Raw genomic sequence first — 22,205 nt, forward strand, 5'->3', positions numbered from 1 at the left:
CCACCGGTGCCCTCGCGGTCGGCTCGGTCGGCCGGTTGGCCCGGACCGTGGTGGACGTCGTGCGCCGCCGCTGACCCGCCGCGCGCCGCCCCCCGACTCCACGCCGGGATGACTCCTCGCGTCAGACGCGGCGGGTGATGATGGCGCGCTTGACCTCGGCGATGGCCTTGGTCACCTCGATGCCGCGGGGGCAGGCCTCGGTGCAGTTGAAGACCGTGCGGCAGCGCCACACGCCCTCCTTGTCGTTGAGGATCTGCAGCCTCTGGTCGCCCGCCTCGTCCCGGCTGTCGAAGATGAACCGGTGCGCGTTGACGATCGCGGCGGGCCCGAAGTACTGACCGTCGTTCCAGAAGACCGGGCAGCTGCTCGTGCACGCGGCGCACAGGATGCACTTGGTGGTGTCGTCGAAGCGGTCCTTGTCGGCCTGGCTCTGGATGCGCTCGTGGGTCGGCTCGTGACCGGTGGTCACCAGGAACGGCATGATCTCGCGGTAGGAGTCGAAGAACGGCTCCATGTCGACGATCAGGTCCTTCTCGACCGGCAGACCCTTGATCGGCTCGATCGTGATCGGCTTGTCCGGGTTGACGTCCTTGACCAGGGTCTTGCACGCCAGCCGGTTCTTGCCGTTGATGCGCATCGCGTCCGAACCACACACCCCGTGGGCGCAGGAGCGGCGGAAGGACAGGGAGCCGTCCATGTCCCACTTGATCGTGTGCAGGGCGTCCAGGACGCGGTCGGTGCCGTGCACCGTGACCTCGTAGTCCTCGTAGTGCGACTCGGTGTCGAACTCGGGGTTGTAGCGCTCGATCCGCAGCGTGATCTGGAACGTGGGGACCTCGACCGCCTCGGCGATCGGCTTCTTGCTGGGTGCGTCGACGCTCATCAGTACTTGCGCTCCATCGGCTGGTAGCGGGTCACGTTGACCGGCTTGTAGTCGAGCCGGACCTTGTCGGTGAAGATGGACACCCCACGCTGCTCGTTCGCGCCGAGCGGCGTGCGGTAGGCCATCGTGTGGACCATGAAGTTCTCGTCGTCCCGCTTGGTGAAGTCCTCACGGAAGTGTCCGCCGCGCGACTCCTTGCGGGCCAGGGCGCCCAGGACGACGACCTCGGCGAGCTCGATCAGGAAGCCGAGCTCCACCGCCTCGAGCAGGTCGAGGTTGTAGCGCTTGCCCTTGTCCTGCACGACGACGTGCTGGTAGCGCTCCTTGAGCTGCTGCACCACCTCGAGGGCCTCGGTCATCGACTCCTCGGTGCGGAAGACCTGCACGTCGCGGTCCATGGTCTCCTGCAGCGTCCGGCGCAGGTCGGCCACCCGCTCGCCCTGCGCCCGACCGCGGATGTCCTCGAGCAGGTTGAGGGTGTGCTGCTCGGGGCTGCCCGGCATCTCGACCCAGGGGGCGTCCTGGGCGAACTTCGCCGCCGCGATGCCGGCCCGGCGCCCGAAGACGTTGATGTCGAGCAGGCTGTTGGTGCCGAGGCGGTTCGCGCCGTGGACGCTGACGCAGGCGACCTCTCCCGCGGCATACAGGCCGGGAACCGTCTCGGTGTTGTTGCGCAGGACCTCGGCGTCGGTGTTGGTCGGCACGCCGCCCATCGCGTAGTGCGCCGTCGGGTAGACCGGGATGGGCTCGGTGTAGGGCTCGACGCCGAGGTAGGTGCGGGCGAACTCGGTGATGTCCGGCAGCTTCGCGTCGATGTGGGCCGGCTCGAGGTGGGTGAGGTCGAGCAGCACGTAGTCCCGGTTCGGACCGCAACCGCGGCCCTCCCGGACCTCGTTGGCCATCGAGCGCGCGACGATGTCGCGGGGGGCGAGGTCCTTGATGGTGGGTGCGTAACGCTCCATGAAGCGCTCACCCTCGGAGTTGCGCAGGATGCCGCCCTCGCCGCGCGCCGCCTCCGACAGCAGGATGCCGAGCCCGGCCAGGCCGGTCGGGTGGAACTGGAAGAACTCGAGGTCCTCGAGGGGGAGCCCGCGCCGGAAGGCGATGCCCATGCCGTCACCGGTCAGCGTGTGCGCGTTGGACGTGGTCTTGAAGACCTTGCCCGCACCCCCGGTGGCGAGCACGACCGCCTTGGCCCGGAAGGAGTGGATCTCCCCAGTGGCCAGCTCATAGGCGATGACCCCCGCGACGGCCGGTTCGCCGCCGTGGGCCTCGCTCTCGGCGAGGACCAGGTCGAGGACGTAGAACTCGTTGTAGAACTCGACGCCCTGTTTGACGCAGTTCTGGTAGAGCGTCTGCAGGATCATGTGGCCGGTGCGGTCCGCTGCGTAGCAGGAGCGGCGCACGGCGGCCTCACCGTGGTTGCGGGTGTGCCCGCCGAACCGGCGCTGGTCGATCCGGCCCTCAGGGGTGCGGTTGAACGGAAGCCCCATCTTCTCCAGGTCGATGACGGCCTTGATGGCCTCGCGGCACATGATCTCCGCGGCGTCCTGGTCGACGATGTAGTCGCCGCCCTTGACCGTGTCGAAGGTGTGCCACTCCCAGTTGTCCTCCTCGACGTTGGACAGCGCGGCGCACATGCCGCCCTGGGCCGCACCGGTGTGCGAGCGGGTGGGGTAGAGCTTGGTGAGGACCGCGGTCCGGGCCCGCCCGGACGACTCGAGGGCGGCCCGCATGCCGGCGCCTCCGGCACCGACGATCACGACGTCATACTGGTGTGTCTGCATGCTCTCAATGCCTCACTTGGCTCAGGTCGCTCGGGTGGCTCAACGGCCGGTGCACTGCTGCAACGTGGAGTTCGGGTCGATGCACGGGTCGAAGGTGAAGATCACCAGGGTCCCCAGCACCATCACGAGGAGTGCGGACAGGAACAGCAGCGTCTTGAGGACCAGCCGCGTCGAGTCCCGCTCGGTGTAGTCGTTGATGATGGTCCGCACGCCGTTGACGCCGTGCAGCTCGGCGAGCCACAGCATCAGCAGGTCCCAGAACTGCCAGAACGGGCTGCTCCACTTGCCGGCCACGAAAGCGAAGTCGACCCCCTTGATGCCGTCGCCGGTCATCAGGTTGACGAAGAGGTGGCCGAAGACCAGGACGAGCAGCAGCACGCCCGAAGCGCGCATGAACAGCCAGGACCACAGCTCGAAGTTGCCGCGGCTGTGGGTGCGGCGCTCGTAGGGGGACTTCGTCGTCAGGTCGGTGACGACCGGGCCACGGTTGGAGTCGGCCGAGGTGGTGGTGCTCATGGGGACCAGTCCTTTCAGCCGAAGACGTGGGAGAGGTGGCGCCAGATGAAGGGGCCCATCGTGACGACCCAGAGGCCCACGACGACCCAGAACAGCCTGCGCTGGTTGCGGGTCGCCCAGGTGTTGGTGTCGACCAGGATGATGCGGATGCCGTTGTAGGCGTGGAAGACGACCGCCGCGACCAGACCGATCTCGCCGAACGCGACGACCGGGTTCTGGTAGGTACCGATGACCGTGTTGTAGGCCTCGGGGGAGACGCGCACGAGGGCGGTGTCCAGCACGTGGGCGAAGAGGAAGAAGAAGATGAGTACGCCGGCGATGCGGTGGGCGACCCACGACCACATGCCCTCTCGGCCCCGGTACAACGAGCCGGAGGCGGCCTTTGGCTGCACTGCCACGGTGCGTCCCTTTCCTGCGAGACGAAGGACGACCACGGTCCTCTCGCGGGGACGGTGTCGTCCGGATCGGCACAATGCTAGTGATGGGTCGGCCGCCACCGGCCCCGGGGTGGTCTCGCGTCCGTCAGTTGTGAGCAACGACTCACTGCGTCGTATGCCGTGCGCTACCGTCTCCGGCATGCCTGAGACGACGTCGGTCCGAGACCTCGAGGGGTTCTGGGCGGTCATCCCGGCGGGGGGTGCCGGCACGCGGCTGTGGCCGTTGTCCCGGGCCTCCTCACCGAAGTTCCTGCACGACCTGACGGGCACCGGACGCTCGCTGCTGCAGGACACGTGCGACCGGCTGGCGCCGTTGGTGGGCGGCAACCTGTTCGTCGTGACCGGGGCGCGGCACGCCGACGCGGTGCGGTCGCAGCTGCCCGGCCTGGCGCCCGAGGACCTCGTCGCCGAACCGTCCCCCCGCGACAGCATGCCGGCCATCGGTCTGGCCGCGGCGCTGCTCGAACGACGCGATCCCGAGGCGGTCATCGGGTCGTTCGCGGCCGACCACGTGATCGGCGAGCCGGAGGCGTTCCGTGGGTGTGTGCGGGAGGCGGTCGCGGTGGCCCGCACCGGCTACCTCGTGACGATCGGGATCGAGCCGGCCTACCCGGCGACCGGCTTCGGATACATCCACGTCGGCGACGGCCTGACCGTGCGTGGAGCGCCGCACGCGCGCCAGGTGTCGTCCTTCGTGGAGAAACCCGATGCCGAAACGGCTCGTGAATACCTCGAGACCGGTGAATACCGCTGGAACGCAGGAATGTTCGTGGTCAAGGCGAGCGTCTTGCTCGAGCTGCTCGCGCGCTACCAGCCGGACCTCGCCCAGGGGCTGCGCGACATCGCCAGCGACCCGGCGCGGCTCGACGAGCTCTGGCCCTCGCTCACCAAGATCGCGATCGACCACGCGGTGGCCGAGCCTGCTGCTGCGCAGGGCCGGGTGGCCGTGGTCCCGGGCACGTTCAGTTGGGACGACGTGGGCGACTTCGCTTCTCTCGCCGCGCTGCTCGCCGACACCGACGACGTGCCGGGCCTGAAGGTCCTCGGCGATCGCGACCTGGTGATCGCCCAGGACTCGACGGGGGTCGTGGCACCACGCTCGGGCCGGACCGTGGTCACCCTCGGCCTGGACGACGTGGTCGTCGTCGACACCCCGGACGCCCTGCTGGTGACCACCCGCGAACGGGCGCAGGACGTGAAGTCCGTGGTCGACATACTGCACCGGTCCGGCCGCACCGACCTGACCTGACCCGCCCGGCCCCGCCCCCGGCCACCCCAGTCCCTCCCGAGCCAGGGCGGCCGGAAGCGGGTCAGCAGCAGCGGGAGCGGATCGCGATGTCGGGCAACGGTCGGCCGTGGAGCTTCGCCGCGGTCTGTTCGACGTCGCGTAGGAACGACTCGCCGGTGTCGTAGAGCGTCTGCGGGGTGACGCCAAGGACCACGACACCCGCCCTCGTCAGGTCGGTGTCGGCCTCGACCGTGCGCTGCCAGTACTCCTCGCGCGCGTGGTAAGTGCGCGTAGGGGTCTCCACTTAACCGGAGTAGATTTGGCTCATGACGCTGCTCCGTGCTGGGCGCGACTACCCGCGGTCGGTCGGCGAGTTCCTGTCCTGGTTCGCTACGGACGCGGACTGCCGGGACTACCTGGCGTGGCTGCGCTGGCCCGAGGGCTTCCTGTGTGATGAATGCGGGGGCGGCGGTGGTTGGCAGCTGGGGGACGGCCGTTGGGAGTGCACCAGATGCTCGCATCGCACGTCGGTGACAGCGGGCACGATCTTCGATCGGACCCGCACGCCGTTGACGGTGTGGTTTCACGCGTGCTGGTCGTTCGCGGCCGCCAAGGACGGCATCTCGGCGCAGGATCTGCAGCGCACGCTGCAGATCGGCTCGTACCAGACCGCGTGGGCGATGTTGCACCGGCTGCGGCAGGTGCTGATCCGGCCCGGTCGAGAGCTGCTGTCTGGGCAGGTCGAGGTGGACGAGACCTACATCGGCGGCGAGGAGGCCGGACTGGCCGGCGGCCGGGCCAAGGGCAAGAAGGCGCTGGTCGCCGTTGCGGTGGAAGTCAACCCGTCCAAGGGGTTCGGACGGTGCCGAATGCGGATCATCCCGGACGGTTCGGCCGCGACCCTGCACCCGTTCATCACCGACAACATCGCCCCTGGCTCCACGGTGGTCACCGACGGATGGAACGGCTACCTAGGTATCGACAAGATCGGCTACGTCCATGACCGGCGCAGCCAGCGTGCCGCCAAGGCCCTGGGCGAGGACATCGGCAAGCTGCTGCCTGGAGTGCACCGAGCGGCGTCGCTGGTCAAGCGGTGGCTGCTGTCCACCCACCAGGGCGCCGTCGACATCGACCATCTGCCCAGCTACCTGGACGAGTTCTGCTTCCGCTTCAACCGCCGTCGCTCACGCAGCCGTGGCCTGGTCTTCCTGCGTGTGCTCCAGCTGGCCGTTGGCCACGACCCGGTCCGCTACCGGCAGCTGATCAAGCGGCCGCGGCCACGCACGGTGCCGCCACGTCCGCCCGGAGCGACCGGTCACCCACCCAGTATCGACCGGCCCCGCGCCACCAGGCCCTGGCGAGGGCACAACCAGCACGGCTCCGGTTAAGTGGAGACCCCTAAGTGCGCGAATGCACCTGTATGGCGAGCGCCACCTCCCGCACGTAGCCGTCCGGGACGCGCACGGAACCGCCCGGCAGCACCAGCCTCGTGTTGAGGCAGACATGCGGCAGGACGTTGCTGCCGTCGAAGAGCTCGCCGAGCACCGCCTCGGGCCTCGACCATGCGCCGCGCTCGAAGGCGGCCACGCCCTGGGATACGCCCAGGGTGTGGTTGCGGCGGGCGTAACGCGGCTCGCGGTGGACGTCCCTCGGGCGGGTGAGCCCCTGCTGGAGGACCGCGAGGGTCAGGGCCATCTGGTCCTCGGTGTCGGGGATCTCCCAGGACGCCGCGTCAAGGAGGCACCGCGAGGGCGTCGTGACGGGGATGGCAGCACACACGCGATAGGTGGCGAAGGCGCGGTCAGAGCGCCGGACGTGCGTCTCCTCGTGTCGCTTGGGCCAGTCGCGGGTAGACCAGCTGCCAGGTGTGAGCGAGTCGATGTCGCACCGCCTTGGGGCGCCAACCCCTGTCACGCAGTTGGCGGCGCGTCGCGAGTCCGACCTGGCCCGGCACCCGGGGGAACTCGCGCTCGTGAGGTTGCCGCCCCTGGTCGGCGGTCGGTGCTGCGTCGCTGGCAGGCGGCCTGGTCGTCATACCGCTCACTCTGGTCCCGGCGACCGGTGGTGGTGCTCCCGCAGCGGTCCCCGTGGATGGGGCGATGACGGGCCGACCCCTTGGGGACAACCGTCCGTCCCGTGTGGAATCTTCGCGAGGTTTGGTGCTCTCTCAGGGGCCGAAACCTCGCGATGATTCCTCGCGGGGTCAGCGGTAGCCGCGGGCCTGGAGCTCGTAGAGCTCGGCGTAGCGACCACGGGCGGCGATCAGCTCCTCGTGGGTGCCCGCCTCGAGGACGCGCCCCTGGTCGAGGACGACGACGAGGTCGGCGCTCGCGACGGTGGAGAAGCGGTGGGTCACCAGGAGGGTGACCGAACCCCGTGCTCCCGCCTCGCGCGCGGCCTCGGCATAGCGCTCGAACAGCGCGTGCTCGGTCGCCGCGTCCAGGGCGGCCGTGGGTTCGTCGAGCACCAGCAGCAGCGGGGTCTGACGCATCAGACCGCGTGCGATGGCGACGCGTTGCCACTGCCCACCGGACAGACCCACGCCGTCCTGCCAGGTGGTGCCCAGCTGCGTGTCCAGCCCCTCCGGCAGAGCCTCGAGCAGGTCGTCGCCGGCGCCGAGGTGCACCGCCTCGAGCACGCGCGCGTGGTCGTCGACGCGCGGCAGGTCTCCGATCCCGATCGACTCCTGCGCCACCAGCTCGAACCGGGCGTGGTCCTGGAAGGCGCCTGAGACGCGGCCGCGCCAGGCTGTGAGGTCGAGGTTCGTCAGTGGCGTGCCGTCGACCCGCACCACGCCTTCGGTGGGCTCGTGCATCCCCGTCAACAGCTTGACCAGGGTCGACTTGCCGGCGCCGTTCTCGCCGACCAGCGCGACGATCGAACCGGCAGGCAGGTCGAGCGTGACGTTGCGCAGGGAACGCTCCGATGTGCCGTCGTAGGAGAAGCTCACCCCCTCGACCCGGATCCCGCTGTGCAGCACCTCCGGAGGCTCACGCCGCCCCTGGTGCTCGCGCGCCACCGTGTCCGCGTATTCCTGCAGCCACAGGAACCGGCGGACGTTGCGCACCATCTTGGTCAGCTGCTGGCTGGTGTTGCGCAGCACGACCACGGTCATCTGCAGCCGCTGCACCATCATCACCGCGAGGGCCACCGTGCCCGGGTTCACCACGCCCCGTATGGCGTCTCGCACCATCCAGGCGATCACCACCGCTGCGACGCCGAAGAAGACGAGGGACTCGACCCCCTGGACCAGGCCGGTGCGCAGCTGGGCTCCGACGATCGGGCGGCGCCACCCGGCGACGGACTCACGCAGCAGGTCGCGGACCGTCTGGCGGGTGCCGAAGACGCGCAGCTCGGCGCTCGGTGTCGCGCCGGTCACCAGGTCGACGAGGTGCCCGGTGCGGCGCGAGGGCTCGGCCGCCCGCTGCTCGCCCTCCTTGTCCCACCGGACGGTCCAGCGGGTCAGCAGCAGGCCGGGCACCGCGATCAGCGTCACGATGGCCAGGCGCGCGTCGGCAGTCACCGCGACGATGATCGTCCCGCCGGCGAAGACCAGGTTGTTGACGGTGTTGAGCAGAAGGTTGAACGACTGGCCGAGGGTGCCCTGCTGGTCGCGCAGGACCTGCAGCTCGTCCTGGTAGCGCGCCGACTCGAGGTGGTCGAGCGTGGGGATGCCGGCGGTGATCCGCGCGATCCGCGCGTCGAACTCGAAGCCCACCCGCTCGAGCTGCATCACCCTGGCGTGCGTGCCGACCAGCTGCAGGCCCATGTTCAGCGCGATCGAGGCGACCATGCCGACGGCGCCGACGACGAGCCGTCCCTGCTCGTTCTTGATCAGGCCGTCCACCAGGAAGGCGAGAAAGAGCGGCTGCAGCATGATCAGGCCCTTGCCCAGGGTCTCGAGCATGGCGGCCACCGACTGCCACGGGCTGAGGCGGAACGACATGGCGGTGACGAGCCAGACCGCCCGCAGGAACTCACGCACTCAGATCGTCCTCCTCGTGCGCGGTGGCATGGTCCGAGTCGTGGGGGGAGCCGCCGTGATGGTCACCGCACTCGGTGAACCGAGCGGCCTGCAGTCTGAACATCTGCGCGTAGGGGCCCTCGGCTCGCATCAGCTCCTCGTGGCTGCCGTCCTCGACGACCCGTCCTTCGTCGACGACGACGATGCGGTCGGCGTGCCGGACGCTGGACAGCCGGTGGCTGACCAGGATGCTCGTCATTCCGTGGGTGACCTCGAGGAAGCGGTCGAACAGCTCCTTCTCGGCGCGGACGTCGAGCGCCGCTGTGGGCTCGTCCAGCACCAGGACCCCGGCACCGCGATCGAGCGCCGAGAACGCACGCGCCAGGGCGACCCGCTGCCACTGGCCGCCGGAGAGGTCCTGGCCGTGGTCGTACTCGGCGGACAGCACCGTGCCCCACCCCTGCGGGAGGCGCTTCAGCAGCGGCGTGCCCGACGCCTCGTCGAGCGCTCGCGACAGTGCGCGTGAGCTCTCCGGACCGTCGTCGGCACCGAGCAGCACGTTGTCGCGCAACGAGAGCTGGTAGCGCACGAAGTCCTGGAAGATCACCGCCACCCGGCGCCGGGTGGCGTCGTCGGCCATCGGGTTGCGACCGTCGATGCGCACGGTGCCGGAGTCGGGGGCGTAGAGACCGCACAGCAGCTTGATCAGGGTGGACTTGCCCGCGCCGTTGACCCCGACCACGCCGAGTGACTGGCCGGCCGGGACGCGCAGGTCGAGCCCCGAGAAGACCTGGTCCTCCCGCGTGGGGTAGCCGAAGGAGACGTCATCCAGCACGATCTCTGCGGGGGCGACCTGCGTGACCTCGTCGGCCGTCGGGACCTCTCCGGGGGCGCCGGGAAGGTCCGGTCCAGGTCGGCTTCGCGCCATTCCGAGCTCGCCGCGCAGCTGCGCCAGCTGCGCGACGACGGCGGTGTTGCGCGCGACATACATCTGCATGTCCCCGACCGGTCCGAAGTTCTCCAGCTGGGGGATGGCCTGCGCCATCGTGACCAGGCCCGCGACCGACAGCGCCCCGGTCCACGCCTCGCGACCGAGCAGGGCGAAGGCACCGGCGTTGACCAGGAGCATGACCAGCGTCGCCCACCCGACGGGTCCGAGCGTGCGGTTGCGGTTGGACCAGACCAGCTGCATCGCGGCCAGCCAGGTGCGGCGGTAGCGGGCGGCGAGGAAGTCGCTGAGGCCGAACAGGCGCACCTCCTTGGCGAAGGAGCGGTCCATCAGCAGGCTGCGCAGGTAGGCCGCCTTGCGCCGGTCGTTGCCGGTGACGTCGAGCAGGTTGTCGGTGGCGCTGTCCATCCACCGGCGGAAGGTGCGGGACAGCAGCAGCCACGCGCCCACGAGCAGCAGCGGCGCCCACCAGCTCCACGTCAGGAGCACGCCGAGCGCCCCCAGACCGGTCAGCCGGACGAGCAGCAGCTGCCACGTCGAGAGGACACCCTGCATGAAGCTCCAGTCACGTGACGCGGTGACCAGACCCTCGAGCTGGGAGGTCTTCTCCGGGTCCTCGAGGTGAGCGATCCCGTGCGGTGCGAGCGCCGTCTCGGCGAGCAGGTCGAAGACCAGCACGAGGTAGCGGGCGGACAGGGCGTTGGCGCAGGCCTCCATCCCCACCTGGCACACGGGGGCCAGCACGAACAGCACCCCGACGAGCACCATGAGCCGCCAGGTCTCGCTGGCGGCCTGGCTGCCCGGCCCCTGGCGGTAGGCCTCGGCGAAGGAGCCCACGAGGTGCCCCGACACGACGAGGAGCGACACGGTGGCGGCCGCACTGAGCAGCGTCAGGAGGAGGCACAGGACCACGTACACGGGAGAGGCTCGCCACAGCAGGCGCGCGTGCAGCACGAGGCGGCGCGATGACGACATTCCTGGGCCCTGATCCCTTCCCCTGGCGACCGCTTCATCGTGCCCCATGCCACGTCGCCCGACCGGCGCTAGACGAGTTCTTTACCATCTCCAGACCTTTGCGACTCCGGATCGTGTCCAAGCGGGGGACAGCCGGGCGCGAGCGGCTCACACAGGCACCGACGGGGCAGCCGTGACCTGCCGCACGACCCGGTCCGGGAGGACGGCAGGGCCAGTAGGCTCGCCGACATGCCTGACGGTCCCACCGGTGCCCCGGACGACGACGTCGCCCGCAGCGAGTCCGGACTCCCCATCCAGCCCCTGTATGACGCGTCGTCGCTGTCCGGGTTCGACCCGCAGGAGGCGCTGGGCGCCCCCGGCCAGTACCCCTACACGCGGGGCGTCTACCCGACGATGTACACCGGCCGGCCCTGGACGATGCGCCAGTACGCCGGCTTCGGCACGGCCAAGGAGTCCAACGAGCGCTACCACCAGCTGGTCGGCGCCGGCACGGGCGGGCTGTCGGTCGCGTTCGACCTGCCGACCCAGATGGGCTACGACTCGGACGAGGCGATCGCGCACGGCGAGGTCGGCAAGGTCGGCGTGGCGATCGACAGCCTCGACGACATGCGCACCCTGTTCCACGGCCTGCCGCTGGACCAGGTCTCCACCTCGATGACGATCAACGCGCCGGCCTCGACGCTGCTGCTGCTCTACCAGCTCACCGCGGAGGCCGAGGGGATCCGCGCCGACCAGCTCACGGGGACCATCCAGAACGACGTGCTCAAGGAGTACATCGCCCGCGGCACCTACATCTACCCGCCGAAGGAGTCGCTGCGCCTCATCAGCGACATCTTCGGCTACTGCCGGGCCGAGCTGCCCCGGTGGAACACGATCTCGATCAGCGGCTACCACATGGCCGAGGCCGGGGCGACGCCGGCGCAGGAGATCGCCTTCACCCTCGCCAACGCGAAGGAGTACGTGCGCGCGGCACTGTCGGCCGGCCTGTCCGTCGACGACTTCGCTCCTCGGCTGTCGTTCTTCTTCGTGGCGCGGACGACGCTCCTCGAAGAGGTCGCCAAGTTCCGGGCGGCCCGGCGGATCTGGGCGCGGGTGATGAGGGAGGAGTTCGGCGCCCGCAACCCGAAGTCGATGATGCTGCGCTTCCACACCCAGACCGCGGGCGTCCAGCTGACGGCCCAGCAGCCCGAGGTCAACATGGTCCGGGTGGCGTTGCAGGGCCTCGGCGCAGTGCTCGGCGGGACACAGTCGCTGCACACCAACTCCTACGACGAGGCGATCGCGCTGCCCACGGCCAAGGCCGCCCGGCTCGCGCTGCGCACCCAGCAGGTCATCGCCTACGAGACCGACGTGACCAAGACCGTCGACCCGTTCGCCGGCTCCTACGTGGTGGAGTCGATGACCGACGACCTCGAGGGGGAGATCCTCGCGCTGATGCAGGCCGTCGAGGACCGCGGCGGCGCGGTCGCGGCCATCGAGCAGGGGTTCCAGAAGGAGGAGATCGAGCGGAGCGCCTACCGGGTCGCGCTCGAGATCGACCACGGTGAGCGCACCGTCGTCGGCCTCAACAAGTACACCGTCCCCGAGGAGGAGCCCTACGAGCCGCTGCGGGTCGACCCCGCGATCGAGGCGGAGCAGGGCGAGCGCTTGGCCGCCTTGCGCAAGGACCGCGACGGTGACGCCGTGCAACGCGCCCTGGACCGGATGCGCGCGGCCGCATCCGGCACCGACAACGTCCTGCTTCCGATGCGCGAGGCCCTCGCCGCCCGCGCCACCGGGGGCGAAGTGGCCCACGCCCTGCGCGACGTGTGGGGCCTCTACGTCCCCCGCGACGCGTTTTGAGCCTGGTGGGACGTCGGCGGGGCGGCCGCTCCGTCGTCTCGGCGGTCGCGGTCCTGCTCGTCGCCCTTGTCGCGCTCTGGATCAGCGGTGGCCTGAGCAGCGCCGGCGACGGCCCTGGCTCGCCGAGCGGGACCAGTCAGCAGCAGGACGCCCACCACAGCGGGCAGGGCACCATCGGCACGATCGCGTATGCCGCGCTGCCACCCCAGGCGCGCGAGACCATCGACCTGATCGACCGGGGCGGGCCCTACCCCTACCGCCAGGACGATGGGGTCTTCGGCAACCGGGAGGGGCTCCTGCCGCAGGCGCCGAGCGGCACCTACCGTGAGTACACGGTGGAGACACCGGGATCGGACGACCGCGGAGCACGCCGGCTGATCAAGGCGAGGGACGGCACCCTCTACTACACGGACGACCACTACCAGTCCTTCGAGCAGGTTCGACGATGAGCGGCGACGACGGTCGGCCAACGGGAGCGCAGCGAGGCGCGGATGACCAAGGAGCGCGACGGTCGGGCACGACACCGCAGCAGTGGGTGGTGCTCGACCAGGTGCTCGCGGGAGCGCGGCCGGGCACGGTCCTGCGCGGGGACGACGGATCGGGAGACGCGGCGGACCGAGCCGCGCAGCTGGGGCGCCGTGCCGGCTGGTCGGTCGTGCTCCTCGACACGACCGGTGCCCTGGACAAGGCAGCCCTGCTCGACCGCTGCCAGCAGGCGTTCGGCTTCCCGGAGTGGTTCGGTCACAACTGGGACGCGCTCGCCGATAGCCTCTCCGAGGTCGAGCACCCGGTCGGCACGTTGGTGCTGTGGACCGGATGGGACGGGCTGGCGCGGGCGGACGCACCCGCCTTCGGGACGGCCGTCGAGGTGCTGACCGAGCGCGCTGCGAGCGCCGTTGCCCGGCCTTTCGCCGTTCTGCTGGTCGCTCCGGGACAGCAGGGTTGACCGAGGCGCCGCCCCTGCGCCGGTAGGCTGTCGGGTCGTGGCCTCCCCCGACTTGATCGCGTCCCTCGTTGCTGCCGTCGACTCCCGGCAGGACGAGCTGGTCGCGTGGCGCAGGGACCTGCACACCCACCCCGAGCTGTCCTGGCGCGAGACCCGCACGACCTCCTTCGTCTCGAGCCGGCTGGCGGCAGCGGGTATCCGGGTCCGTCCTCTGCCGGGCACCGGGCTGATCGCCGAGGTGGGTGCGCAGGAGCCTGCCCACCGGGTGGCGCTGCGTGCCGACCTGGACGGGCTGCCGGTGCCCGAGCGCACCGGCCTGGCCTGGGCCTCGCAGACGCAGGACGTCTGCCACGCCTGTGGCCACGACGTGCACACCGTCGCCGTACTCGGCGCCGGGCTGGCGTTGCAGGAACATGCGGAGGCCTTGCGCGAGAAGGGGATCGGGGTACGGCTCATCTTCCAGCCGGCGGAGGAGGTTATCCCGGGCGGCGCGCACACCGTGCTGGAACAGGGCGGCCTCTCGGGGGTCGACCGCGCCCTCGCGGTGCACTGCGACCCGACCATCGACGTCGGCCAGGTCGGCCTGGTCGAGGGGCCGGTGACGGCGGCCGCCGACTCCGTGACCGTCACCCTCTCGGGCAAGGGCGGGCACACCTCGCGCCCGCACCTGACCCAGGACCTCACCTACGCGCTCGCCAAGGTGGTCACCGATGTGCCCGCCGCGCTGTCGCGGCGGCTGGATCCCCGGGCCGGGGCCGCGCTGGTGTGGGGGACGATTCACGCGGGAGGTGCCTCGAACGTCATACCTGCCTCGGGGCAGGCGACCGGCACCCTGCGGATGCTGGACGCCGAGGCGTGGGCATCCACCGGCACGCTGATCGAGGACCTGGTCCACGAGGTGGTTGCACCGTATGGCGTGTCCGCACAGGTCGAGCACGTGCGCGGCGTCCCGCCGGTCGTCAACGACGACGCCGTGGTGGCGACGCTACGTGCCGCAGCAGCGGCGGCCCTGGATCCCGGAGCGGCCGTCCCGACCCGGCAGTCGCTCGGGGGCGAGGACTTCGGGTGGTACCTCACCGGCGCCTCTGGTGCTTCCGGCGCACTGGTGCGGCTGGGTACCCGCACTCCCGGTGGGCCGACCTACGAGCTGCACCAGGGCGACCTGGTGGTCGCCGACCGTGCGGTCCTGGTGGCGGCCCGGTTGCTGGCGGCCGCCTGCGCGGTGGGCGGGCCCACCGGTACCCGTAAGTAACGGTTGGGACAACAGGTCGCCCTGCGGCAGACAGCATCCCACCTGGCGAGATATTCTCTGCCGAGATTGCGCCCCGGAGGGCGCGACCAGCGCCGGCACACGGCCTGACCATGGTGGTCGGATACCGTCCGGTGCTTCACGACGTGGATGAATGGAGACGCTTGTGCGTTCGGTCATGAAGGTGGCGGCAACAGTCGCCCTGGTGGGGCTCACGGTGAGTGCCTGCGGAAGCAAGCCCACGGACAGCTCGAGCACGACGCCGGCCGGTGGCAGCACCGGCAACGCGGGTGCCACGAGTGCCGCCCCGGCTGCCACCGGCGGGGGCAGCACGCAGGCGAGCGGCAAGGCGCTGCAGGCGTGCATGGTCCTGGACACGGGCGGCGTCGACGACCGCTCGTTCAACCAGTCGTCCTGGGCCGGACTGCAGGAGGCCAACAAGTCCAACCCCAACATCAAGATCAGCTACGTCCCGTCGAACAGCTCCAACGACTACGTCCCCAACCTCAACGCCGAGGTCAAGAAGGGGTGTGACACCGTCCTGGCGGTCGGTGGCCTGATGGCAGACGCCGTGAAGAAGACCGCGGCCAAGAACCCCAAGACGCACTTCGGCCAGATCGACGCGCCCTCCAGCGGCACGAACGTCTACGGTCTGCAGTACAACACCGCGGAGGCGGCGTTCCTCGCCGGCTACCTGGCGGCGGGCATGACCAAGTCGGGCAAGGTCGCCACCTTCGGCGGCCTCAACATCCCGCCGGTCACCATCTACATGGACGGCTTCTGGGAGGGCGTGCAGTACTACAACAAGGCCAAGGGCAAGAACGTGCAGGTCCTCGGCTGGAACGAGAAGAACCAGAAGGGCGGCACCTTCGCCAACTCGTTCACCGACCAGAACAAGGGCAAGCAGATCAGCCAGGCCTTCGCTCAGCAGGGGGCCGACATCGTCTTCCCCGTCGCCGGCGGCACGGGGCTGGGCGCCGGTGCGGCCGCGCAGAGCTCGGGCGGCAAGGTCAGCGTGATCTGGGTCGACACGGACGGCTGCATCAGCGCCAAGCAGTACTGCCAGTACATCCTCACCAGCGCGACCAAGAACCTCGCGGACTCGGTGGCGCAGTACGTCGAGAAGGGTGCCGACGGCACGCTCCCCACCGGCAACTACATCGGCGACCTGAAGAACGAAGGTGTCGGCCTTGCGCCCTATCACGAGTTCGACAGCAAGGTCCCGGCAGACCTGAAGAAGGAGGTCGACCAGGTCAAGGCCGACATCATCTCCGGCAAGATCAAGATCACCTCGCCGGCGCAGCCCAAGGAGTAAGCCGCAAGGAGTAGTCTGCGTCGGTCTGCGGCCAGGGGGGCTCCCCGCCCCCCTGGCCGCTGTGTCACCTGTCAACGGAGAAACGTGTGAAGCTCGAGCTGAGAGGCATCACCAAGCGCTTCGGCTCCCTGGTCGCCAACGACCAGATCGACCTGGTGGTCGAGCCTGGGGAGATCCATGCGCTGCTCGGCGAGAACGGAGCCGGCAAGAGCACGCTGATGAACGTGCTCTACGGGCTCTACCAGCCCGACGAGGGCGAGATCCTCGTCGACGGCGAGCCGGTCACGTTCTCCGGCCCGGGGGACGCGATGCGCGCGGGGATCGGGATGGTGCACCAACACTTCATGCTCGTGCCCGTCTTCACCGTCGCCGAGAACGTCAGCCTGGGCCACGAACGCACCAAGATGTTCGGGCTGCTCGACCGGCGCCGGGCGCGGCGCGAGGTCACCGAGGTGTCCAAGCGCTACGGCCTCGACGTGCCGCCGGACGCACTGGTCGAGGACCTGCCGGTCGGGGTCCAGCAGCGGGTGGAGATCATCAAGGCCCTCGTGCGTGACGCCAAGGTGCTCATCCTCGACGAGCCGACCGCCGTGCTCACCCCGCAGGAGATCGACGACCTGATCACCGTGATGAAGGCACTCCGGGAGGCCGGCACCTCCATCGTGTTCATCAGCCACAAGCTGCGCGAGGTGCGCGAGGTCGCGGACAAGATCACCGTCATCCGGCGCGGCAAGGTGGTCGGCCAGGCCTCGCCGGAGTCGTCCGCCGCCGAGCTGGCCTCGATGATGGTGGGCCGACCGGTGAAGCTGACCATCGACAAGGACCTCGCCACGCCGGGCGAACCGGTGCTGGAGGTGGCCGACCTGCGCGTGCTCGACGCGGACGGCCAGGTGCAGGTCGACGACGTCTCGCTCACCGTGCGGGCCGGCGAGATCTACGCCATCGCGGGGGTCCAGGGCAACGGCCAGACCGAGCTGACCGAGGCCCTCGTCGGACTGGCCCGCGCGACGCACGGGTCGATCCGCTTGGACGGCAAGGACATCACCCGGACCGCGGTCAACGACATCCTGCACAGCGGTGTCGGCTACGTGCCCGAGGACCGGATGCACGACGGTCTCGTCGGCAGCTTCACGCTTGCGGAGAACTTCGTGCTGGACACCTACAACCAGCCGCCGTTCGGCGACCGCGGCACGCTGGACCTGCGGGCCATCCGCAAGAACGCCCAGCAACGTATCGAGGAGTTCGACGTGCGCACGCAGTCCGCGCGGGCGGAGGCGTCCACGCTGTCGGGCGGCAACCAGCAGAAGGTGGTGCTCGCCCGGGAGCTGTCCCGTCCGCTGCGCCTGCTGGTGGTGGCCCAGCCCACCCGCGGCCTCGACGTCGGTTCGATGGAGTTCGTCCACCGCCGGATCGTGGAGGAACGGGACAAGGGCACCGCCGTGGTGCTGATCTCGACCGAGCTGGACGAGGTCCTCGGACTCGCCGACCGCATCGGCGTGATGTATCGCGGCAAGATCATCGGCGAGCTGCCGGCCGGTTCCTCAGCGCAGGAGATCGGCCTGCTGATGGCCGGGTCGACCTCGGTGGACGAACCCGCCGCCAGCACGAGCGCAAGGGAGGACCTATGAGGAGCCCCACGAAGTTCTCCGCTTCCCTGCCACCCCACGAAGTTCTCCACTCCGCCCCGACACTTCGCGGGGGCCCCGGCCTCCGATGCTTCGGGGGGGCTACGGAATGACGCAGGAAAAGCCTCCCACCGGGCCCATCGGGCCGAGCGACGCGACCGAACCCGCCGACGGGGCCAGCCCGGCCCAGGGCGCAATGTCCACGCAGACGGAGCCGCCCGACGACTCCGCCGGGCCGGGGTCGGAGAGCGGCAAGGGAGCCGGCAGCCGGATGGGGAGGATGCTGCACGGGGACAACCCGGTGCTGCTCACCTTCCTCGCCCTCGTCCTGGCCGGCCTCGTCGGGGCGGTGCTGATCGCGATCGGCGACCCCGCCACCCGTGCGGCCTCCAAGTACTTCTTCGCGGCGCCGCTGGACACCGTCTCGGCGGCCCTGAAGGCAGTGGGCAACGCCTACCTGGCGCTTTTCGAGGGATCGGTCGTGGATCCGTCGTCGTTCGCCAGCGGCAGCGCGACCGCGATCCTCGGGCCCATCTCGGAGACGTTGGTCAACGCGACCCCGCTGATCCTCGGTGGCCTCTCGGTCGCGCTCGCCTTCCGCGCGGGCCTGTTCAACATCGGCGGCCAGGGGCAGATCATCATCGGCGCGGTCTTCGCCGGCTACGTCGGCTTCGCGTGGGACCTGCCGGTCGTGGTGCACGTGCTGGTGGCCCTGGCGGCCGGCACCCTCGGTGGTGCGCTCTGGGGCGGCATCGCCGGATGGCTGAAGGCGCGCACCGGCGCCCACGAGGTCATCACCACGATCATGCTCAACTACATTGCGTTCAACTTGCTCGCGTTCCTGCTCGGCACCCCGGGCTTCCAGGCGCCGCCGTTCGGGCAGGCGATCTCCAACCCGGTCGAGGGCAATGCCCGCTTGCCGCACCTGTTGGGTGGTGACCTGCGGGTGCACGCCGGACTGCTGATCGCGCTGCTCGCGGCGCTGGGCTGCTGGTGGCTGCTTGACCGCAGCACGTTGGGCTTCCGGCTGCGCGCCGTCGGCGCCAACCAGAACGCCGCACGCACCGCGGGAATGCACGTCGAGCGCAGCTACGTCGCGGTCATGCTCATCGCCGGTGGGCTGTGCGGGCTGGCCGGCTGCGCGCAGATCCTCGGCACCAACCCGGCCATCACGCAGGACATCGACGCCGGGATCGGCTTCGACGCGATCACCGTCGCGTTGCTCGGCCGGGGCAAGCCCGGCGGCACCGTCCTGGCAGGCCTGCTGTTCGGCGCGTTGCGCGCGGGCAGCGTGACGATGCTGTCGGTCACCGGCACCCCGGTCGACCTCGTGCAGGTCGTCCAGGCCCTGATCGTCATGTTCATCGCCGCGCCGGCCCTGGTGCAGGCGGTCTTCCGGGTCCGCGCCCGCGGCGGCGTGGGCCAGGTCCTCGCGAAGGGATGGAACGGATGAGTCACCCCACACAGCCACCCCACGAGGTTCTCCGCTCGCAAGCTTGCTCCGGTACCTCTCGGGGACCCCGGCCTCCCGTGCTTCCCGGGGGCAGCCCGGGCCTCCGCAACTCCGCGGGGACCCCGGCATGAGCGCCGTCGAGCTGGCCACACCGTCGGGCGGAGACCCCGACCAGGACGACCTCGTCGTCGTCAAGAAGGTCGTCCGACGCACCAGCACGAAGCGCCGGGTCATCACCGGCGTGCTCATGGTCGCCCTCGGGGTGCTGTGCGTGCTGGGTCTGGGTCTCGGCGCCCACCCGGGAGTGTCGGCGACGTTCCAACTGGGGCAGCCCGACGCGGCCATCGGCGTGCCCAACCTGGTGCTCCCGGCGCGGACCGCCATCGTCGTGCTCGGCGTCCTGATCATCCTGCTCGGCCTGTGGCAGGCCGTCCGAGGCTTCGGTCGTCGCGCGATGCGGTGGGTCGGAGTCGTCGCGGGCGTCGCGTTCATCTTCTCCTTCCTGTGCTGGGCCGCCACCGGCCAGGAGGGCGGCGCCAGCATCGACCTGGTCGGGCTGCTCTCGCAGTCCATCTTCCTGGCGACACCCCTGATCCTGGGTGCCCTGGCCGGCATCCTCTGTGAGCGCTCCGCGGTCATCAACATCGCCATCGAGGGGCAGATGCTCACCGGAGCGTTCGCCGGCGCGCTGGCGGGCTCGATGGCACACAACCTCGGCGTCGGGCTGATCGCCGCGATGATCGCCGGCGGGCTGATGGGCGCGCTACTCGCCGTCTTCGCGATCCGCTACGTCGTCAACCAGATCATCCTGGGTGTCGTCATCAACGTCCTCGCCCTCGGTCTCACGGGCTTCATCTACGACGCGCTGATGCAGCCCAACCAGGACAGCCTGAACAACCCCGGCTTCTTCTCCCCGATCAAGATCCCGGTCCTCGGCGACATCCCGATCCTCGGACCGTTGCTGTTCGACGCCAACATCATCGTCTACCTGATGTACCTGCTGATCATCGTCATCGACGTGGCGCTGCTGCGGACCCGCTGGGGCCTGCGCACCCGCGCCGTGGGGGAGCATCCCAAGGCCGCCGACACCGTCGGCATCAACGTGCTGCGCACCCGCTACCGCAACGTCATCCTCGGTGGCTGCGTCGCCGGCCTCGGTGGCGCGTTCCTCACCATCGGCGCGGTCGGGTCGTTCACCAAGGACATCTCCTCCGGCAAGGGGTTCATCGCCCTGGCCGCGGTGATCTTCGGGGGCTGGTCGCCGCGTGGTGCGCTGGGCGCCGCCTTGCTCTTCGGGTTCGCCGACGCCCTCGGCACGCTGCTGTCCTTCATCTCGGCTCCGGTCGCGATCCCGTCCAGCTTCCTGGCGATGCTGCCCTACCTGGCCACGATCTTCGCAGTGGCCGGGCTGGTGGGACGGGTCAAGGCGCCCGCTGCCGATGGCGAGCCCTACACCAAGGAGTGAGTCGTGTCGGACCAGCGGCAGCACGTTCAGGACTCCGCGATGGCAGCCGAGCAGGCGGGCATCGACTGGGAGGTCCTGCGCGACAAGGCGATCGAGCTCATGGGACGCGCCTACGCGCCATACTCGAAATATCCGGTCGGCGTCGCCGGGCTCGTCGATGACGGGCGCGTGGTGGCCGGCTGCAACGTCGAGAACGCGGCCTACGGCGTCGCGCTGTGCGCCGAGTGCGGCATGGTCTCGGATCTCGTCGCCGGCGGTGGCGGCCGGCTCGTCGCCGTCGCCTGCGTCAACGTGGACGGCGCGGCGATCATGCCGTGCGGACGGTGCCGTCAGCTGCTCTGGGAGCACGGCGGCCCGGAGTGCCTGCTCCTGACGCCGGAAGGCGTGCAGCCGATGACGCAGGTGCTGCCCCAGGCGTTCGGAGTGTCCGACCTCGACGAGGTCTACGAGGGGCGTGAGGCATGACCGAAGTCTTCGACGCCGTCGACGTGATCCGGGCCAAGCGCGACCGGCAGAGCCTCTCCGCCGGGCAGATCCACTGGGTGGTCGACGCCTACACGCGCGGGGTCGTGGCAGACGAGCAGATGTCTGCACTGGCCATGGCGATCCTGTTGAACGGCATGGATCGGGACGAGATCTCCCGATGGACCGCGGCGATGATCGCCTCGGGCGAGCGAATGGACTTTTCCCGACTGTCTCGCCCCACCAGCGACAAGCACTCGACGGGAGGCGTCGGCGACAAGATCACCCTCCCGCTCGCACCGCTCGTCGCGGCCTGCGGCGTTGCCGTGCCGCAGCTGTCCGGCCGCGGGCTCGGCCACACCGGCGGCACCCTCGACAAGCTGGAGTCCGTCCCCGGGTGGTGCGCCTCGCTGTCGAACGAGGAGATGATGCGCCAGCTCGAGGAGGTGGGCGCGGTGATCTGCGCGGCTGGCGACGGTCTCGCCCCGGCCGACAAGCGACTGTATGCCCTGCGTGACGTGACCGGCACGGTCGAGGCGATCCCGTTGATCGCCAGCTCGATCATGAGCAAGAAGATCGCCGAGGGCACCGGGGCACTGGTGCTCGACGTCAAGGTGGGGTCTGGCGCGTTCATGAAGGACACCGAGTCCGCGCGCGAACTGGCCCGGACCATGGTCGGACTCGGTCAGGACGCCGGCCTCACCACGGTCGCGTTGCTCACCAACATGCAGACACCACTCGGACTGACGGCGGGCAACGCGCTGGAGGTGCGCGAGTCGGTCGAGGTGCTGGCGGGCGGCGGACCACCGGACGTCGTGGAGCTGACCGTCACGCTGGCGCGGGAGATGCTCGCCGCGGCCGGACGTGACGACGTCGACCCGGCCGACGCGCTGCGGGACGGGCGTGCGATGGACGTGTGGCGGGCGATGATCCGCGCCCAGGGAGGCGACCCGGACGCGGACCTGCCGGTCACGTCACGCAGGGCATACAGTCGCTTGTCGGCCGGGGCGAGACCGACATGATGCGCCTGATCGCCTACACCTCGGTCAGCCACTTCGGGTTCATGGTGCTTGGCATCTTCGCGATGACGACCGTCGGTGGCTACGGTT

Annotated in this window: 19 protein-coding genes and 2 pseudogenes; 13 read left to right on the forward strand and 8 right to left on the reverse strand. The window is 70.0% G+C overall.

Annotated features, from left to right (window positions below; all coding sequences use genetic code 11):
* Window positions 1-121: 121 nt before the first annotated feature.
* Genes FRW57_RS04645 through sdhC form a run of 4 tightly spaced genes read right to left on the reverse strand, consistent with a single transcriptional unit; the run spans window position 122 to window position 3,584 of the window.
* Entirely contained in the window at window positions 122-883 is a 762-nt protein-coding gene (locus FRW57_RS04645; RefSeq protein ID WP_137119782.1) for a succinate dehydrogenase iron-sulfur subunit, read from the reverse strand.
* The gene (gene sdhA / locus FRW57_RS04650; protein WP_152185440.1) at window positions 883-2,670 is read right to left on the reverse strand and encodes a succinate dehydrogenase flavoprotein subunit; all 1,788 of its coding nucleotides are present in this window, start codon (window positions 2,668-2,670) and stop codon (window positions 883-885) included. The genes FRW57_RS04645 and sdhA overlap by 1 nt, the downstream gene beginning before the upstream one ends.
* Window positions 2,671-2,709: 39 nt before the next feature.
* Window positions 2,710-3,186, reverse strand: coding sequence for a succinate dehydrogenase hydrophobic membrane anchor subunit (locus FRW57_RS04655; RefSeq protein ID WP_137119780.1), 477 nt, complete (start codon window positions 3,184-3,186; stop codon window positions 2,710-2,712).
* A gap of 14 nt (window positions 3,187-3,200) precedes the next feature.
* Window positions 3,201-3,584 carry a succinate dehydrogenase, cytochrome b556 subunit gene (sdhC, locus tag FRW57_RS24320; protein ID WP_274381528.1) on the reverse strand — a complete coding sequence of 128 codons (384 nt, stop codon included), beginning with the start codon at window positions 3,582-3,584 and terminating at the stop codon, window positions 3,201-3,203.
* A 178-nt stretch (window positions 3,585-3,762) separates the two neighbouring features.
* On the opposite strand from sdhC, the gene FRW57_RS04665 reads away from it, so the two are divergent.
* Complete coding sequence (locus tag FRW57_RS04665; RefSeq protein ID WP_137119778.1) at window positions 3,763-4,872, forward strand: mannose-1-phosphate guanylyltransferase; 1,110 nt, start codon at window positions 3,763-3,765, stop codon at window positions 4,870-4,872.
* Between the two features lie 61 nt (window positions 4,873-4,933).
* Here FRW57_RS04665 and FRW57_RS04670 read toward each other — a convergent pair whose 3' ends face one another.
* On the reverse strand, window positions 4,934-5,155 hold the full coding sequence (locus FRW57_RS04670; protein ID WP_152185441.1) for a hypothetical protein: 222 nt from the start codon (window positions 5,153-5,155) through the stop codon (window positions 4,934-4,936).
* Window positions 5,156-5,177: 22 nt separating this feature from the next.
* Here FRW57_RS04670 and FRW57_RS04675 point away from each other — a divergent pair, with 22 nt between their 5' ends.
* Window positions 5,178-6,239 carry an IS1595 family transposase gene (locus FRW57_RS04675; protein WP_152185442.1) on the forward strand — a complete coding sequence of 354 codons (1,062 nt, stop codon included), beginning with the start codon at window positions 5,178-5,180 and terminating at the stop codon, window positions 6,237-6,239.
* A 10-nt stretch (window positions 6,240-6,249) separates the two neighbouring features.
* Here FRW57_RS04675 and FRW57_RS04680 read toward each other — a convergent pair whose 3' ends face one another.
* From FRW57_RS04680 to FRW57_RS04690, 3 genes are all read right to left on the reverse strand, one after another.
* Complete coding sequence (locus FRW57_RS04680) at window positions 6,250-6,630, reverse strand: hypothetical protein (protein ID WP_152185443.1); 381 nt, start codon at window positions 6,628-6,630, stop codon at window positions 6,250-6,252.
* Window positions 6,631-7,054: 424 nt separating this feature from the next.
* A complete protein-coding gene (locus tag FRW57_RS04685; protein ID WP_202911614.1) occupies window positions 7,055-8,836 on the reverse strand; it encodes an ABC transporter ATP-binding protein in 1,782 nt (593 codons plus the stop codon).
* Window positions 8,829-10,739 (reverse strand): ABC transporter ATP-binding protein, encoded by a 1,911-nt coding sequence (locus FRW57_RS04690; protein ID WP_202911613.1) that lies wholly within the window; start codon window positions 10,737-10,739, stop codon window positions 8,829-8,831. Before FRW57_RS04690 ends, FRW57_RS04685 begins: the two co-directional genes overlap by 8 nt.
* A gap of 228 nt (window positions 10,740-10,967) precedes the next feature.
* Between FRW57_RS04690 and FRW57_RS04695 the strand changes: the two genes are divergently transcribed.
* From FRW57_RS04695 to FRW57_RS04745, 11 genes and pseudogenes are all read left to right on the forward strand, one after another.
* On the forward strand, window positions 10,968-12,581 hold the full coding sequence (locus FRW57_RS04695; protein WP_137122476.1) for an acyl-CoA mutase large subunit family protein: 1,614 nt from the start codon (window positions 10,968-10,970) through the stop codon (window positions 12,579-12,581).
* A gap of 5 nt (window positions 12,582-12,586) precedes the next feature.
* On the forward strand, window positions 12,587-13,030 hold the full coding sequence (locus tag FRW57_RS04700; RefSeq protein ID WP_137122475.1) for a guanyl-specific ribonuclease: 444 nt from the start codon (window positions 12,587-12,589) through the stop codon (window positions 13,028-13,030).
* Window positions 13,027-13,527 carry a barstar family protein gene (locus FRW57_RS04705; protein ID WP_137122474.1) on the forward strand — a complete coding sequence of 167 codons (501 nt, stop codon included), beginning with the start codon at window positions 13,027-13,029 and terminating at the stop codon, window positions 13,525-13,527. Before FRW57_RS04700 ends, FRW57_RS04705 begins: the two co-directional genes overlap by 4 nt.
* Before the next feature lie 37 nt (window positions 13,528-13,564).
* Window positions 13,565-14,779 (forward strand): amidohydrolase, encoded by a 1,215-nt coding sequence (locus tag FRW57_RS04710; protein WP_238384778.1) that lies wholly within the window; start codon window positions 13,565-13,567, stop codon window positions 14,777-14,779.
* A gap of 163 nt (window positions 14,780-14,942) precedes the next feature.
* The gene (locus tag FRW57_RS04715; RefSeq protein WP_137122473.1) at window positions 14,943-16,091 is read left to right on the forward strand and encodes a BMP family lipoprotein; all 1,149 of its coding nucleotides are present in this window, start codon (window positions 14,943-14,945) and stop codon (window positions 16,089-16,091) included.
* An 86-nt stretch (window positions 16,092-16,177) separates the two neighbouring features.
* On the forward strand, window positions 16,178-17,719 hold the full coding sequence (locus FRW57_RS04720; RefSeq protein ID WP_137122472.1) for an ABC transporter ATP-binding protein: 1,542 nt from the start codon (window positions 16,178-16,180) through the stop codon (window positions 17,717-17,719).
* 193 nt (window positions 17,720-17,912) lie between these two features.
* Window positions 17,913-19,169, forward strand: coding sequence for an ABC transporter permease (locus FRW57_RS04725; RefSeq protein WP_137122471.1), 1,257 nt, complete (start codon window positions 17,913-17,915; stop codon window positions 19,167-19,169).
* A gap of 127 nt (window positions 19,170-19,296) precedes the next feature.
* A complete protein-coding gene (locus FRW57_RS04730) occupies window positions 19,297-20,634 on the forward strand; it encodes an ABC transporter permease (RefSeq protein WP_238384777.1) in 1,338 nt (445 codons plus the stop codon).
* A gap of 39 nt (window positions 20,635-20,673) precedes the next feature.
* Window positions 20,674-21,099 (forward strand): cytidine deaminase, encoded by a 426-nt coding sequence (locus FRW57_RS04735; protein ID WP_137122483.1) that lies wholly within the window; start codon window positions 20,674-20,676, stop codon window positions 21,097-21,099.
* A pseudogene (locus FRW57_RS04740) lies at window positions 21,096-22,067 on the forward strand (thymidine phosphorylase); the annotation flags it as partial. The gene FRW57_RS04735 and the pseudogene FRW57_RS04740, both read left to right, overlap by 4 nt.
* Before the next feature lie 32 nt (window positions 22,068-22,099).
* Window positions 22,100-22,205, forward strand: a pseudogene (locus tag FRW57_RS04745) (proton-conducting transporter transmembrane domain-containing protein); the annotation flags it as partial.

The sequence above is a fragment of the Segeticoccus rhizosphaerae genome (assembly GCF_009192725.1).
Lineage (GTDB): Bacteria > Actinomycetota > Actinomycetes > Actinomycetales > Dermatophilaceae > Segeticoccus > Segeticoccus rhizosphaerae.